The sequence below is a fragment of the Paradesertivirga mongoliensis genome (genome assembly GCF_024436395.1).
Taxonomy (GTDB): Bacteria; Bacteroidota; Bacteroidia; order Sphingobacteriales; family Sphingobacteriaceae; genus Paradesertivirga; species Paradesertivirga mongoliensis.
This window is the reverse complement of the sequence record NZ_JAFMZO010000005.1, coordinates 144,121-160,081: the sequence shown is the minus strand read 5'-3', so window position 1 is coordinate 160,081 and position 15,961 is coordinate 144,121. Positions and strand designations below refer to the sequence as shown.

Below are 15,961 nucleotides of genomic sequence, written 5' to 3'. Positions count from 1 at the left end.
CAGGCAGGAATCCTAATCCTGAGCAAAGTCAAATCCTTCCCTGCCCCAAAATTCTCTCATACATTTCAATATACTGCTCCGCCAGGTTCTCATCCGAAAAATCTCTCCTGATCTTATCGGGCGCAGTTTCCCTTATACGCTCCCGCTTTTCAGAATCTTCCCCAGCCGATAAAAGCGACCCCTTCAGATCATCCACATCAAACGTACAAACCCAGCCAAGATCGTGCTGCTCTACATAGTCGCTTAAACCCACATTTTTTGTAATTAAAACCGGCGTGCCGGATGCGAGACTTTCGATAACCACATTCGCAAAATTTTCATCGTACGATGGAAGAACGAGCAAGTCGTGGGCGGCCATAATATCGAATTTTTTTTCTGGAGGTTGATTTCCAATCCAGGAAATCTTCGACCCGATCTTGTAGTCATCAGCGAGTCGCTTCAATTGTTCGATATACGACGATTCCCCTGGTCCGGCTACGGTCAGACTGAAATGGATGTTTATTCCCGACAATGCCTGGAACAAGAGTTCAAGGCCTTTTTTGTGTTCCACTCTGGAAAAGAAAAGGAGTTTTATGAGGTTGTCTTCTGTTTTAGATTGGGATCGGGTAGGAGTTTCGCTGGGTAAGCTGACGAGGTTCGGTATAACTGAAATGCTTTCGGGCTGTAACAGCTGTAGCAGAGCTGTTTTTTCATTCTCGCTGGTAGCATGTAAATGACAGCCTTTAAGCATAGGTTTGCTTAATGCGAAGATTACGCTTTTAAAGGCGTTGTTTCGGTTACCAAACGAGTAACTGCTTAAAGTGCCGCGTGGAGATAAAACAACCGTCGCTTTTTTAATAAGTGCGACCAAACAACTCAACACGGAAACGAGGTTCCACCAGGTATGGATATGGACGATTGTCTGCCGCGATTTACTTTCGGTTAATTTGTTCCAAAGGGCGAGGTATAATGCCGGGCTAAAATGGGTATGATCTTTAGTAAGTCTTTTGTAGTAGGTTATTGGAACATTATCTACCACTACAGATTCTCCAGGTTGAATGTTTAACTCTTCCATTCCGTTGGCAGAGGTGGTTAACACTTCGATAGCTAGATTCCTCGCTGCCAAGACCTCTGAAAGCTTGGATACGGACATGGTTGGGCCGCCGTAGATGAAAGCGGGTTTGTACGACGCATTAATCTGAATAAGTTTCATCTATATTGGAATGAAGCTCATCAACTTTCTTTAACACATTTAAGAGCCTTAAGATGAGGAAGATAATATACATTGTTATATAGCTCCACACTACCGAGTTTATTAGGAATTCGAAGCTAAGCCCTCGCCATAGAATTTGAAATAGGCCCGAATAAACAAGTGCAGTTCCAATTATATAATCCCCAAAAAGCTCTTCAGCTTTAATTGAAATTATCTGGGTAAAGGCCCCAAATATTAAGCATGTTAGGAATATTCCCGCCACGCCTCCTGATAAGTACCCATCCACAATCAGTGCCGGTTTTGCCGATACACTAGAGCCTCTATTGATAACCCCCGCTTGGTAAACCCTTTCCATTACCAATTCTTCAGTGCTTGGCTTGCTTGGCCAAATAGCCCTCGGTATGATTACTTCAAGCGATTGCCATAAAATAGTAAATCCATAAAACTCATTCTTTGATGGTGTATTCTCAATATATCCGGTGAACATTTGTACCTCGCTCAATCGACCGGTTAAAAAACCCCAAGCGGTCGTGGTTGTTTGTTGGCCGTCATCCTCAGCTTGGAGGGCTGCCATTGCGGCCTCTGACGCTTGTTCAACATCTTCTTCTTTTGTCCAGGCCTTCTCTCTGAAAACCTGATTATAAGTAGGAAGCAGGAAAAACAGGACAAGCATGAGAGGAATAAATACTGCCAAGACCAGCTTTTTATAAAAAGGGTATAAGAATATTCCCAGCACAAGCATATTAATAATTACGGGTTCTTTAAATCCTGAACGTAAAGATTGAATGAGGTTGATGATAAACAAAACTCCGCAGATAGCAACGTATTCAATTCTATCAGCCTTGAAAGAGAATACTAACGCTAGGGTCGCACCAATGAAACTCAAGGCAGTAAGCTGAAAATAGAATTGCTTTAAACCTGGAATAAATAAAAACGCATTGGAAGCTATTAGTGCTACCACGGTGAACCGCACCAGAAATGATGGGAGATCAGTAATCACCACCTTGAATTGCTCATTTCTTGTTTTCAAGTATACTAACAATCCGGTTGCATAGGCCGCATGCCCTAGGCAGTAATAGCGTTGGCTTTGTGATATTAGCTCTAATTGTTCGAGGCTTGAAGGGAAATCATTATCATCGAAACTTATCCAGCCCAACGCATCAAGAAGGTTAAATATGGGAGAAACACTCATATATCCTGCAAAGATTACATGAACGAGGAATATGGGACGCATTAGTTGTTCAGCAATAGGCAAGTCCGTTGGTAATTCTTTTATTCTGCCTGAGTAAGTAAGATAGAATATATAAAATGAACCCAACCAGGCAACGAAAAACGATAAGACGGGTAAATAAGCGAAAGCAAGGCTTAAAAGCCACGGTATGTATAATAGTAGATAGCGCTCAATCAACCTAGGGTCTTGCATCTAATCAAACAGATTTTATGATATTTAACATTTTCAATATCCAGAAAATGATAAGCATTGAGAAATAACTCCAAAATACGGAATTGATGATAAATTCAAAGCTAAGCCCTCTCCATAGAATTTGGAATAAGCCGGAGTAAATTAAAGCGGTGCCCAAGGTATACCCGCCAAACAAATCTTCCGCTTTCATTGAAATTAATTGGGCTATCAAGCCATATACCAAAAGAGTGATAAAGACTCCAAGTGTACCACCTGATAGGTATCCATCTACCACTAATGGGGGCTTAGCTGATACATGTGAACCCCTAGAAACGACGCCTGCGTTGTAAACACGTTCCATAACCATTTCCTCTGTAATGGGCTTTGCTGGCCAAAATGCCCTTGGTATTATCACCACCAGAGATTGTTCAATTAAGTCGAACCCATAATAATCTATTGGAAAGGGCGTGGTGTCCACATATTTGATAAACATGTGTATTTCACTTAGCCGGCCTGTTAAGAAACCCCAAACTGCGCTATCTTCCGATTCTGAATTTAAAACTGCATCAATGGCAGCGTCCGATGCTTCCTGAGCACTTTCCTCGCCTCCCCAGGCCTTACTTCGAAAGACTTGATTGTAGGCGGGTAAAATAATGAATAGGGCAATAAGAATTGGGATAAAGGTTAAAAAAATCGTTTTCTTATAAAAAGGGTATAAAAATACACCTAGAACTATGACGCTTATAATAATGGGTTCTTTGTATCCTGATAGAAGTGATTGAGTGAAATTACTTATATATAAAAAAGAACAAAGAACCGTATTTCCTATTTTTTTTAAAGGAATTGCATACGCAAGCGCCAGCGTGCCCGCAATGAAACTTAATGAATTAAACTGAAAATAAAACTGCCTTAATCCGGGAATTACAAGAAATGCAGTAGAAAGAGGTAATGTAATTAGGGCAAACACTAAAAAGAAAGTTGCTTCATCTTTAATTGCAAGTATATTTTTTTTCGGTCGCGGATAATTCATTACTAGTAGAATTCCGCACACAAATGAAGCATGGGCTAAACAATATAGTCGCTGACACTTTGCAACACTTTCCAGTTCCTGTTGATCAACAGCAAAGAAAGGTGGCGGAGACTCGAAATTCACATAACCCAGCACGCCTATAAAATAGAAGATAGAAGTGCAGGACATGTAGCCAGCAAAAATAATGTGAGTGAGAAATATCGGCCTCATTAGTTGCTGGCTAACTTTTAGGTCCTTGGGTAATTCAAGAATCCTTCCGCTTAGGGTTAGATAAAAAATGAGAAATGAACCCGCCCAAGCTATTAAATACGAGAGGGTAGGCCATAAAGCAAGAAAGCTGCTTAATAACCAAGGAACAAGTAGAATGACAAGTTTATTGACCCTCATGAATTATTTCATCATCTCCATCCAAATGGTGTTAGCTACGTCCTGTAAATTCCACTTTTTAATTACCTCCTTGGATTTATTTCCCATTTCTTCCAATTTCTTTTTGTTAGTTAATCTTTTTAGCGTAAATAACAAATTAGATTTATTCCCAGCTTCAAATATACAGCCATTTACGTCGTTTATGATCAGATCTGATGCACTACCTACTTTGTCAGACGCTACTATTGCTTTGCCGCCAGCCATAGCTTCGTTTATTGCCAGACCCCAAGTTTCTGAATCGGAAGGAAGGCAATAAATGTCGCAGCATTGGTAAATTATAGGCATGCTGCGTTGATTTTGAAAATCTAAAAAGTGAATACGGTTTTTTGCTTTGTGTTTAGCACTCGAAATTTTCAACTCCCTTTCTAAATTTCCATTTCCAACGAATAGCAAATGAACATCATCACTCTCTAATTCCACAAAAGCCTCTAGTAAAAGAAATGGATTTTTAACAGCTTCGAACTTGCCGGCAAATAATATCACGATATCACTTTTTTTAATTCCCAACTGCTCTCTCTTTATTTCAGCCTCCTTTGAATAGTCGACTCGAAAGCGGTCATTGTCCACAGCATGTGGTGCAAATATTAGTTGCTCTTCTCTTAGTCCATATTTCTTGAAGTATTCTTTGTTGTTAGTGCCTACATAAAATGCCCTATCAACATGTGAATAGACCCATCTTAAAAAGATATATTTTAATAAACGTTTTAAACCAAAACTTTCGCATAGCAAAGTTGAATCTCCTCTAAACCATATAGGCACTTTGCCTCTAAAATGGCGAATGATCTGTAGATGACTGTGATATGCCCAGCCAAATACCAGTATTGCGTGCGGACTAAATTGAGTGATTCTTTTTATGGCACCTGGATTGCTAATCCCTGAAAAATGATGGGAGCCAGGTTGTGTAGCTGTATTATCTAAAAATTCATAATCATATCCGTCTAGTAGCGGGATATCCCACTGTATCGTTTTATTGAATCCCGGATCATGTTTGGTTATTGCCTTATTACCCCAAGTATAAAATACTTTCAAGTTCAGGTTTGGCTTACATCCCAATAATTTCAATAATGGAGAATAATATTGAATTGGATGTGTAATAACTATTGCTAAGTTTTTCAAGATTTGCTTTTATGATAGAGAAATGGCGCTTCAAGGACATTATAACTTAGCATTGATATTGGAGTTAATATAAGAGCGCTCAATATGAAAGTAAATAAAGGCGCTCTTATATCGTTTACATCAATATAAAACGTTATATGTCTGCTTATGAGATGATGAATCAGGCCGTGCCATAAATAAAAGCTATAGGATACTCGACCGAGCAAACTTATGGGTCTATTCCCAAGGATCAAATACAACCATTTATTTGATAGTACCGATAAGTAGATAATTCCCGCAAAACCAAGCCCCATTAGTGAAAATCCAACCAGTTTGAAAAAGTTGTAGTAATCGACTGACAAAGACAATACAGGTCTGGATAAAAATACTCTTCCAGAGTAAGCGATTATTGTAAACCCCATGAACCACAAGCCTTTAAATCTAGTGATATAGGTCTTGTTTTTTACGATATATGCGGCTACGATACCCCAAAGGAATTCAAAGTATCTTAAAATAATCTGGTCGGCTAAAAGATCGGATTGGCGTTTTAGTATAAAAATGCAAGCTATGGCAACTATCAACATAAAAAGAGACAAGATTGTTAACGTCTTCTCGAATCCGATTTTATTTTGATAAATGAAAAGGAATGGTACTAGGAGATAAAACTGCCATTCGGGGCCTAATGACCATAAAAAGCCTTCAATATTAAACTTGGAAATTGAATTCAAATAAAACACACTAGTTAAGAACTGAGGAACTATTTTGTCAACTGAATTTTCATTCCATCTGAAAAGGATGTAAACTAAAGTTGCAATATAGAAGACCGGAGATAAGCGCTTCCATCTCTTCTTTATGAAATTCCAGTAATCGGGGTGTGAAAAGCTCCTTTTACTGCCATAAAAGTAATACATACAAAAGCCACTGATTACAAAGAACAGGTCTACCCCATTGCCAGCCAGCACTAAGAGGTTGGTGACATTCACTCCCCAGACGACCAGACTAGGATTACCATGAATATTCCAACAATGAATCCATAGCACGCCTAAGGCAGCTATGGCTCGCAGTCCATCTAAAGTTCTGATGCGATTAGTAAGTGCCATGTTAAACTATTTGCTCGAACAATTCGCATTGTTCTCTCGTCATATTTCTCGCGCTATATTTCTCCAGGGCGCCTAAATCTATTTTTTTATAAGTAGGATCATTCTGTACTACATAAATTAAATAGTCTCGGATCTTTCCTAAAGACTCATCTTCCGAGCTTATATCCGCAACATATCCGTTCCTATTATCTTGTATAATTTGATATGCACTACTTGTTGGATTGAAAATACCCAACACTGGCTTGCCAGTTAAAAGGTAAGGATAGATTTTTGACGCGGTGTAACTGGGATCATTAGAACCTGGGATTATTAATGCATCAGCATTTTGAAGAGCTTTTATCATTTCATAGAAAGTAATCCTGTTCGGATCTTCACTTATATATTCTGAAATTCCCAGGTTCTGAGCCACAGGTAAAAATGTAGGATTACCTTGCCCGTGTGGAGCATAACTTGTACCGATAAAATGGAACTTTAATTTCTTAAATAAAAGTGGGTCGCCTTCAAGACATAATTTAAATGCAAGAAATAATAGGCGTACTGCCGGTTGCATATCGTATCCCCCCCGGCCAACATATACCAAATTTATTTTATCATATCCCTTCTCATAGGTATCCTTCAGCTTATGTGAATTCTCAAGTGCGATATCAAAGTCTTTTTCAGAATAGCCAAAAGTAATTGTCTTTACAGGGATTGCTTTTAAATGAGGATACCGGCTCTGTAGGGTACTAATGTAGGTGTTTGAAACACTTATTAGTCCGTCGACTTCTTTCATAGCAATCGGTTCCAAATATTTATTGAGCCTATAGGAAAACCAAAATTTCTTTGGTCTTTGATCTTTAGGTTTAGTTTTATAATAATCAGAGTGCCATGGATCCTGCATATCAATGACATAGGGGACACCAAATTTTTTCTTCCAATATGCTCCAAGAATGCAAATAGGGAATTGGGTGGTTGAAAAATAAATCAAGTCGACTTTCTTTTGACGTAACAACTGGTTTACTTTCCGCAAATAGAACCACATGGAGCGTAAGGCAAGACTACCCAACCCAAATTTCGACGTCCATTTCTTTGAGAAAGCTGAAACGGTGTAAACTTTGATGTCTTTGGGAATACTTTCTAAAAGCATAGGGTCTTTAACCATTTCAGAATATGACTCGTGAACGGCTACAACTTCGGCATCCCAGCCATATTCTTTGAAAAATGGAAGGCTCATTCGAATCCGCTGCATTTCAGCAGCGTTACTCGGAATGAAGTATGGCGAAATAATTAATACTCGCTTCAAGCGGATAAAGTATTTTGAACAACTGCTAGAAATTTTTGACTTTCAGTTTCCCAATTAAGAATATGCTGACCGGCCTTGAAACTTGCGCGTTTCGCTTCATTTAAATCTTCGCGATTGTTTAGGTAATGAGCCAGCGCATTTGCAAGACTTCTTGGAGTGGTTTTTTCATATACTAAGCCACAATCAGGGTAGTCTTTCATAAAGTCTGCTTGAGCCTGTGTGTCACTATATAACACCGCCAAGCCAGACGAAATGTACGTAAAAAGCTTATTGCTCAGAGCGATATTGTTGTTTGTGTTGAAGCCGGTTTCTGACGCCAGGCCAATATCGAATTTGGAAGCATATTGAAACAATTGATCACTTGGAATAGGGCTATGATAACTTATTTGATGAGGTAATATATTGTTGCTCGCAGCCAGGCCGTTAAAGAAGGCTATGTTTTTTTCCCTGGGATTTGCCAATAAATGCAGTTCTATTAAGGGACTGTTTACTAATCCAATTGCTTCGATAATTTCGGCTATTCCTCGATTATGACCTAAAGTTTGCGAAAACCAAAATAACTTTAATGGTTCATTCGCTTTTGAGTCTTTTATAACGATGTTTTCTGGTTTAGGAAAAACATTTAAGACTGTGGAGAAAGATAGATTTGGAAATATTTTTTTGTACTCTTTGGATATAAGCGGGCTTGCAGTAGTCAAATAATCTGCATGGGGAAAATATTTCTCTTCGAGAAAGGTCTTGCATAATACATCGGGGTGTTTGATATCATCGCTATACTCTTTTCTATGGAAGTCTTCCGCATCAAAGCCACATTTAACTTTCAACTTTTTGGCGGCTTTGATAGCGGGAGCTAATCCACCCGGATTATGTCCAATATAAAGTTGGGCTTTTTGTCTGAGCGCCTCTTTATATAAGAGGATAGAACATCTTCCCATGGATAATTCGGCAATTCCAAAGTTGGTCCCGACTTTGTTTAATAATTTTCGTGCAGCCTTGTGGATGAATCTTGTTATAATATAAGCTGTTTTATTGTCCTTCGGTGAACCGCCTACCTGAATGTATTTCCATTTTTTTTGCTGCAACAAATTTTGGTCTGTTTTACTAGCCCATTCATTCCAGTATTGACCAATCACCACTACGTCATAACCATGTTCTGCCAAAGCATCGGCCTCCTTTACCATCCTTGGATTCAAAGATGGTTGGCTGGATGTGATTATAGTAATTTTAGCTTTCATATCTTCTTTCTCGCCGGCAATTATTTATTTATCAGTGAAAGATACCGTCGAGCAATCACTTTGACATCAAAACGCTTTGATGCTTGTTCTCTGCATTTTGCACGGTCGATACCAGAAATGTTTGCAATAGCGGGAATAATATCATTGATGGTAGTTGCTTTAAAACCTGTGAGTCCCTGATCAATAACTTCGTCTACCGAACCTCTTTTGATCGCAATAACAGGAGTGCCACAGGCCATGGCTTCAACCATTACCATTCCAAAGGGTTCATCCCATTCAATAGGGAATAATAGTGCTTTAGCCTTTCCGAGAAATTCATCTTTTTGAAAATCATTCAACGGTCCTAGGTATGTGATTTGCTCATTATCTATGTGTGGCTTAATTTCCCTTTCAAAATAGGGGATATGTTGTTTAGCGATGTTTCCCGCTATCCATAATTTATTGCCAGTTGCTTTAGCCACTTTGATAGCTGTGTGAGGGCCTTTGATCTCTTCAATTCTTCCAAGAAACATAAGTGGGGCATCTGGCTCTACCTGTGATTTGAATGAGTACTTAGAAAAGTCAATAGCATTATAAACTGTCTCCCATTTACCCCATTTGTTGCCGGTTGAAACGCAATAGTTGCTACATCCTGTAAAAGTCAGGTTCTTATGAGGGAGGGCTGTAATATTTTTAATGCCAGAATTTGTGACGTCCCTTCCATAAGTCATAAATTTATGTACGGGTTTATTTAATATTGGAAGTAGGTATAATAAACGTCCAAAGTTATGTATAAGGTCAAAGTGCTTGTGATTTTGAATTAAGTATGACCAAGCTTGAGTAAGTTCGATGAACTTTTGCAATCCGGAACGTTCAAGATTATTGATTCCAAAGTGTTTCACACGAGGAGCCAATGAGTCAGGCCCTGCTAACAGCGTAACGTCGTGACCTAGCCTTGTGTATTCGTCAATAAACATTGCCACTAAGCGCTCATGTCCACCATATAGAGGAGGAGGAACAGGTATGCCTGGATCCATAACCAATAAAATCCTCATAATGCGTTTTCCACCTCCTTATATATCTTTATATACTTTTCAGCACACTTCTCTAACGTTAAATTATCCATTATATACGCTCTGGGAGAAAAGGAGTTTGAATGATACATTTCCAAGAATTTATCAAGTGCTTCAGGGAACATCTCATTGTTGGGAAAAGTGACACCGCATTTTTCATCCCAATAAGGGACTGACGTTACAGGCCCATATTTAGCCCGATGAGGGAAGTAAGCAGGATCTTGCCAGAAGCCTCCCCGATCCCAAGCTAGAATTGGGGTGTCAGTTGCAAGAATTTGCTGATAGGCTAGACCTTGAGTTTCATGCTCGCATAAAAATATTACGGCTTTACATCTGGATAGTTTTTCTTCCAAATCCTGGTGTTTATATTGGCCATACCTAATTGTTTCATGAGTCAGGCCTCTCTTCTCCAGCATTTGTTCAACTGGTGCGATTAGATCGGCAACGAATTTGCTGTGTTCCCAACGTATTTTATCGTATATTAAGAAATCAACGGGCAACTCTGGCTTTTTCAACGCCGGATGCCATTTTTCAGAATCAATACCCACGGGCCAGTAACTCACATTTTCCGGACCATAATATGAATCAAACAGCGATTTCATCCAGGGCCCTGGAACAAGTATCTTTTTAATAGTTGTATATTTTTCTAACAGGTCTAGTTGATCCACAGGATGGGAAAAAATTCCGGCACCAAAAATTATCGGATTTTTCCACTCAAACTTGTCCAGCAATTGTGGTTTTCCAATAATGCAAGCGATTGAATCAGTATGGTTTTTAATATAATCAAAATCATTGAAGCGGTAAGGTATACCTAACTTCCTTAAGCCGTGCATTAGTTCTAATGCGACCATCATAACCCCGCCGGGACGTGGGTTACCTCTTAATAATCGTCGTATTATTTTGCGGGGATACCGATCATATTTAACCCAACGGTCAGGATCCGGTTCTTCATAAAATAAATTTATAGGCTCTATTAATTCCATCCGTATTTTAGGAATCTTCTAACTCTTAAAATTAATTCAGTGGTATTGAATCCCAAAGTTTTATATAGAAATCCCAGTAAGCCTTGTTCGGGAATTCTGAAGGTTGGATTTAGTTTAAAAATCCAGTTTGCGACTTCAGTGGCTTCTTTGATATGATCTTTGGCAATCCAATGAGCTAACATCCATAAGACTGTACATGCGGCGTTTTTGCGTGATTCATTTAATCGACCGGTAAGTTCCAAGTTTGATAGAATCTTTTTAAAAATGTTCAAATGCTGCCAATTGGTTACCTGAGATTTCAAACCTTGATAATTTCTTTGCATTTGGTCATGATGTTGTACCCAATAACCTGCACAACCTTCTACATAGGCTGTTTTAGGCTCAAGTAATCCAACTTCTAGTAAAAACATCCGGTCTTCTCTGTAGGCAAAATCTGGCCTTCTGGGAACTTTTGTGACTAGGTCTCTATGAAATAACATGCCAAGAAAATGACTCCCATACCTATTGCTTAATTGTACTTCTAAGAAGTCATCCCAAAAGCCTGTGTCTGGGCATTTTTCAATGGTTTTTGTACTCTCAGAATAGTTATCAACCCTTGAGTAGATTAATTGTGCGCCATTTTCTTTTGCTTTTAAAAATTGCCTGTCAATAATCCCGGATTCCAGAAAGTCGTCACTATCCAGGAATCGTATGTATTCGCCTTTAGCAATCGCAGTTGCGGCATTAATTGCATACGTTTGGCCTTGGTTATCTTGCCGTAGACTTATTAAGTTCTCTTGAGTTTGAAGCCATTGCCAGGTTTCGTCTGTGCTTCCATCATCAACAACAATTATTTCGATACTGCAACTGTTTTTTCTGCAACTTTCAATAGCTCTGGGGAGCGACCATAATCTATTGTAAGTAGGAATAATTACACTTACATCAATCATCTATCGAAGCAGTTTTTTGAAAAATTTCCTAAGCGACATATATTCCCGAACGAGTGGGTAGTTAAGATACGCTTGAAATATCTGGGCTTCATTCGTTCTCTTGTAGTACATACTTGAACTATAACTTTCATCCGAGAGCAAGTTTCGAGTTATTGTTGCCCAAACATCCTTAGTTAATGATTGATTTTGCTCGCTCACATAGTCAAGTACGTTTAATCTATACCAGATAGCAAGATCACTATTATCTCTGAGCCTTGTTCTCAGGCTGTTCATTAAAAGGTAATGGTCTTTCACGAAAAGGTCGTGCCAAAAAACTCGACTTTGACAATTAATATGTCCATGCCCACCTTGTTCTGGTACCGCGGCAGAAAATATCACCACAGGTGCCGACTTGGTTAACATTTTTATTAATGAAGCAGAACTTTCTGGATTCAAGTGTTCGGCAACTTCAGTACACACTGCCAGATCATAGGGATTGTCAAAAAGAGGATGATGAAGGTCCGGATCATTTAAATCCATCCTGATGAATTCTATATTTTCCAAATCGGCAAAATCTGGATCGGCATATCCATCTATGGCTGTTACTGATATTCCTTGATCTGCAAAAGCTTTGGCGAGATGACCCGGTCCGCATCCGAATTCAATTATTCTCCTTGGTTTATAAACCTCACTTATCACCGACGCCAAAAAGGAATAGTCTGTCGAAAATATTTCATCATTAAAATATTCTTTTTTATAAATGCTCATATAATGGAAGTTTAAATTCTTTCTGATGGTTTCACTTTGCGAACTCCGAATATTCTATGGTAGGAAGATCTAAATGTTTTTTTGGATAAGAGCTTGAAGCGTTCAGGATATTCTAATTTGAGCTTGCATATAAAATCACTCAAAGGGTTTAATCGTCCTGTAAGTTTTAGCTTAAGCCGATACACCTCCCTTTTGTATGGATAGTGTTGGGTATAATACCCCAAAAAATGTACGATTACAGGCGAAACCTTGATAAACGGATACCATTGCTGATGTAAGGGGTGGGGAGGAGGGGGATTTACGAGCCACCTGTTGCCAGTAATAACATCAATATCATATCCTCCAGGACACGACTGAGGATCGCTCATTATTGTTCCATCATCTTTAACCGGTATCATTTTTTTTAGTTGCATGGACAGCGCCATGATAACTTCGTCATTGGGTCTATTTCTTAAGCGAATAAAACCTATTTCATCATATTCTCGCTCCAATTCTCGTGCTTTGATATAAACATCAGTAGCTATCGGCCCCTTTTCTATGTAATAAATGCCTCCGTTAAATTTGGGAATCTGTGAAACATTAAATCTCTTGCAAATTGCTTCAATATTTCCAAACCACTCGCCTTCTTGACAATATGTTCCTACAACAGTTACCGGGTTTCCTTTAAAACGGTCAAAAAGAGCATCAATACGTCCGAATATTAGGCAGTCACTGTCAATAAATAGAGTTTGGCCAGGCGGCGCCAGTTCGTCCAACCATAATTTTGTGGAAAATCCCTCGCCAAACTGATTAGGCTCAATGGTGACGATGTTCAATTTTTTACTGGAAGACGCATTTATTAAATCAGGTCTATCTGTAACTAAAAAGAACTGAATGTCATTCGACTCATTCCAATAAATAAATGAGTGATATAAGTTAACAGCTAACTTTATATATAGGCCTTTTCCAGTAGCTATGGTTAGAACGTTTCTGCTCATTAAATCACACCTAATTTTAAAAAGAATGCGTCACGCCAAAAGTTGTGGCGAACTGGCCCAATGTAATGTCTTGCAATAAGGGTGTTTTTTTTTCTGGGTATTAAGCTAAATTGATCATCTAATAGAATTGCAAATCCGTCTTTATCAAGGGAATGATCTCCGTTAATTTTGTTTAGATAAGCGAAGATCGTTTGCTCAGTAAAGTGGGTCGACTGTACGACCGCGATCTCCAGGAGCTTCTGAAGTTTATCCCGATTTCCCGAATCAAGCGCTTTAAGAAACAGGATGCCGGCGCAATAGAACGGTTCTGTCAAAAGCTCACTCATGTTAGCGGCGTGCACCATGTCCTGATCATAGGCGGCTTGGAAATCAGAAGATAAGGCTAGCTTAACTCCAGGGTTCGAAATTAATTCAGAAATAGTCTGCCACGGATCTTTATGCCATAATACGTCCGTATCACAATACAATATCGGCGTATTAAGGTCGGCAATTTGCAATATTGCTGCTAATTTGAGGCCCATTGGATTTTGATGCGCAAAGCTTGCCAATAACTCATTTCCCTTATTCCGATGGTATTCTGTGCAGCTTTCTGCTATAATTATAGTTAAATGTGAATCCGGGAACCATTTAAGTTTTCTTTTTAGGGTTTCCAGGTCCACACCTTTATCTGTGAAGAGATATACTTTAGGTAGATGCCTGAATTTTTTTGAAATGCTCCATAGCGATTGATTTAACATTGACATTTGCTGAACTCCAGTCAGCATCACCAAATTTAATTCAGGGGTGCTGGTAGTAATTACTTTAGGCTTGTGCAGGGCAATAATGTGCTCGTATAAGACAGGCATCCGAAATGCTAGACTATTTTTAAGACTATTAAACATTTTTCAACCTATTACTTAAAAGCGAGTGCATCCCTTTGAGGTATTGCAAAATGGGGTGAAATACAGTGAGTCTGACGTTTTGGATTAAACTCAATTTAATTATTTTCTTATTAATGCATAGAACTTCCCGCCAATCATTAGTTGATAACTTTAGAATTAAAAAGTTATGTCCTCTAAGCCTTTCAATCACTTGATTTATCCTGGCTTTATCGTTCTCATCTTTATATATAAAGTCGTGGAATTCGACAGGTATTTGTCCGATATGCTTTAATATATCAGCAGGCATATTACCTAGCAGGTCGATTTCAGCCCCTTCGATATCTATTTTTAGAATATCAATTCTATCCTGAATTTTATGGTGATTTTTGAAGGTCGCAAAGGTGATTCCTTCGACTTGAATGTTGTTAGATAGCCCCCATCCTTCAGCTATAGAGGATTGCAAACTGCTAGCTTCAGGGTTTTCCGAGAGATAAAAGTTTACAGGGCCATTTGTGCTACAAATAGCATAATTATATATCCTAACTTGTGGAAGCAGAGGCAACTTTTCAAACAAAATAGGGGAGGCTTCAATCGCGATGCTTTTACATTTGAACTCATTTGTTAAAGTAAAATAAAAGCTTCCTATGTTTGCCCCTAGATCTATGAGTAGGCTTTCTTCATTCAATACCCGGGGATAAATATAATGGGAGGAGGCCTCTACAATCCCTGCTGCATGCAAATTTGCTCTAATGAGGTCGTTTAGAATACTAAATATGCTTTTACCCATCAAATCAATTTTTAAATTTTTTTAGGTAGGCCAAATATATTCTAAAAGCAAAGTCATAGGCGTGCCTGCTTTTGAACAATTCTATACTTAATGATACGCCTGACCACCAAAGTTTCAGAAGTAAGCCAATTTTATTTAGCAGGGTTATATCTTTATCGTAGCCAAAGCCTGAAATATATTCCTTCCCAATAAGATTTGTATCAACTTCTAGCGAATTAATCATATGATATTCTCTAGCTGTGCTTTCCAAAAAGCCTTGATGATAAACACATGCTTCCTGATTATTGAACCTTATTAGTGATCTCAATGCCGATCGATGCATGAACTCCCTTAGATAGTTTTCAAACCCAACAACTTTAGTGGCATCTGATTTGGGAGCAGCTTGTATTTCTGAAAATGCGTTCTTAATAGGTGAAGTTTTACAGAGGCATGGATTAGCAGAAAAGTCCGAACCAATATAATAATCTTTAAAATGATGTTCAACGTTGGAATTTATATCATTTTTAGAGAGAACCACTTGTACTATGGTTGTATCCTCTTCCATTATTTGAAGCATTTCAGCCAAAGGGAATGGGTTCGGAAATGACCAGTCATCTTCAAGCCAAAAAAAGTGATCATTGTTAGTACACTGGAGAGCATTTATAATATTTAAGACATACCCTTTGCGTACCGGGTTCTGTATAACAACATCAGGTTGAACAAACAATATTGTTTCCTCATCAAAATGCCCGTCGATAGCTAATATTATTTTGTTGAACCTGTAAGTACATGATTTACGGAATGATTCCAAGGTTTGCCTCAGCAGGCTCTCACGCCCTTCACATGTAAATATTATTAAATCAACGTCTGAATTCATAACTAATC

At 38.6% G+C, this 15,961-nt stretch carries 15 protein-coding genes; all 15 read right to left on the bottom strand.

The features are described from left to right. Positions 1-28: 28 nt before the first annotated feature. Genes J3P43_RS18910 through J3P43_RS18840 form a run of 15 tightly spaced genes read right to left on the bottom strand, consistent with a single transcriptional unit; the run spans position 29 to position 15,953 of the window. Positions 29-1,192, bottom strand: coding sequence for an XrtY-associated glycosyltransferase XYAG1 (locus J3P43_RS18910; protein ID WP_255905397.1), 1,164 nt, complete (start codon positions 1,190-1,192; stop codon positions 29-31). Further along, positions 1,173-2,615 carry an exosortase Y-associated Wzy-like protein gene (locus tag J3P43_RS18905; RefSeq protein ID WP_255905395.1) on the bottom strand — a complete coding sequence of 481 codons (1,443 nt, stop codon included), beginning with the start codon at positions 2,613-2,615 and terminating at the stop codon, positions 1,173-1,175. The genes J3P43_RS18910 and J3P43_RS18905 overlap by 20 nt, the downstream gene beginning before the upstream one ends. 4 nt (positions 2,616-2,619) lie before the next feature. Then, a complete protein-coding gene (locus tag J3P43_RS18900; RefSeq protein ID WP_255905393.1) occupies positions 2,620-4,011 on the bottom strand; it encodes an exosortase Y-associated Wzy-like protein in 1,392 nt (463 codons plus the stop codon). A 3-nt stretch (positions 4,012-4,014) separates the two neighbouring features. Beyond that, positions 4,015-5,166: a glycosyltransferase family 4 protein gene (locus J3P43_RS18895; RefSeq protein WP_255905391.1), complete on the bottom strand. Its 1,152-nt coding sequence runs from the start codon at positions 5,164-5,166 to the stop codon at positions 4,015-4,017. Beyond that, positions 5,163-6,245 (bottom strand): acyltransferase family protein, encoded by a 1,083-nt coding sequence (locus J3P43_RS18890; RefSeq protein ID WP_255905389.1) that lies wholly within the window; start codon positions 6,243-6,245, stop codon positions 5,163-5,165. The genes J3P43_RS18895 and J3P43_RS18890 overlap by 4 nt, the downstream gene beginning before the upstream one ends. Before the next feature lies 1 nt (position 6,246). After that, positions 6,247-7,527: a glycosyltransferase gene (locus J3P43_RS18885; RefSeq protein ID WP_255905387.1), complete on the bottom strand. Its 1,281-nt coding sequence runs from the start codon at positions 7,525-7,527 to the stop codon at positions 6,247-6,249. After that, the gene (locus J3P43_RS18880; protein WP_255905385.1) at positions 7,524-8,762 is read right to left on the bottom strand and encodes a glycosyltransferase family protein; all 1,239 of its coding nucleotides are present in this window, start codon (positions 8,760-8,762) and stop codon (positions 7,524-7,526) included. Before J3P43_RS18880 ends, J3P43_RS18885 begins: the two co-directional genes overlap by 4 nt. Positions 8,763-8,782: 20 nt before the next feature. Continuing rightward, positions 8,783-9,778 (bottom strand): glycosyltransferase, encoded by a 996-nt coding sequence (locus J3P43_RS18875; protein WP_255905383.1) that lies wholly within the window; start codon positions 9,776-9,778, stop codon positions 8,783-8,785. 14 nt (positions 9,779-9,792) lie between these two features. Then, the gene (locus J3P43_RS18870; protein ID WP_255905381.1) at positions 9,793-10,797 is read right to left on the bottom strand and encodes a glycosyltransferase; all 1,005 of its coding nucleotides are present in this window, start codon (positions 10,795-10,797) and stop codon (positions 9,793-9,795) included. Further along, the gene (locus J3P43_RS18865; RefSeq protein ID WP_255905379.1) at positions 10,788-11,726 is read right to left on the bottom strand and encodes a glycosyltransferase family 2 protein; all 939 of its coding nucleotides are present in this window, start codon (positions 11,724-11,726) and stop codon (positions 10,788-10,790) included. Before J3P43_RS18865 ends, J3P43_RS18870 begins: the two co-directional genes overlap by 10 nt. Beyond that, positions 11,727-12,473: a class I SAM-dependent methyltransferase gene (locus tag J3P43_RS18860; RefSeq protein ID WP_255905377.1), complete on the bottom strand. Its 747-nt coding sequence runs from the start codon at positions 12,471-12,473 to the stop codon at positions 11,727-11,729. 11 nt (positions 12,474-12,484) lie between these two features. After that, a complete protein-coding gene (locus J3P43_RS18855; RefSeq protein ID WP_255905375.1) occupies positions 12,485-13,450 on the bottom strand; it encodes a hypothetical protein in 966 nt (321 codons plus the stop codon). Beyond that, entirely contained in the window at positions 13,450-14,331 is an 882-nt protein-coding gene (locus J3P43_RS18850; RefSeq protein ID WP_255905373.1) for a putative nucleotide-diphospho-sugar transferase, read from the bottom strand. Before J3P43_RS18850 ends, J3P43_RS18855 begins: the two co-directional genes overlap by 1 nt. Beyond that, a complete protein-coding gene (locus J3P43_RS18845; protein ID WP_255905371.1) occupies positions 14,324-15,097 on the bottom strand; it encodes an FkbM family methyltransferase in 774 nt (257 codons plus the stop codon). The genes J3P43_RS18850 and J3P43_RS18845 overlap by 8 nt, the downstream gene beginning before the upstream one ends. A 4-nt stretch (positions 15,098-15,101) precedes the next feature. After that, the gene (locus J3P43_RS18840; protein WP_255905369.1) at positions 15,102-15,953 is read right to left on the bottom strand and encodes a glycosyltransferase; all 852 of its coding nucleotides are present in this window, start codon (positions 15,951-15,953) and stop codon (positions 15,102-15,104) included. Positions 15,954-15,961: the final 8 nt, after the last annotated feature.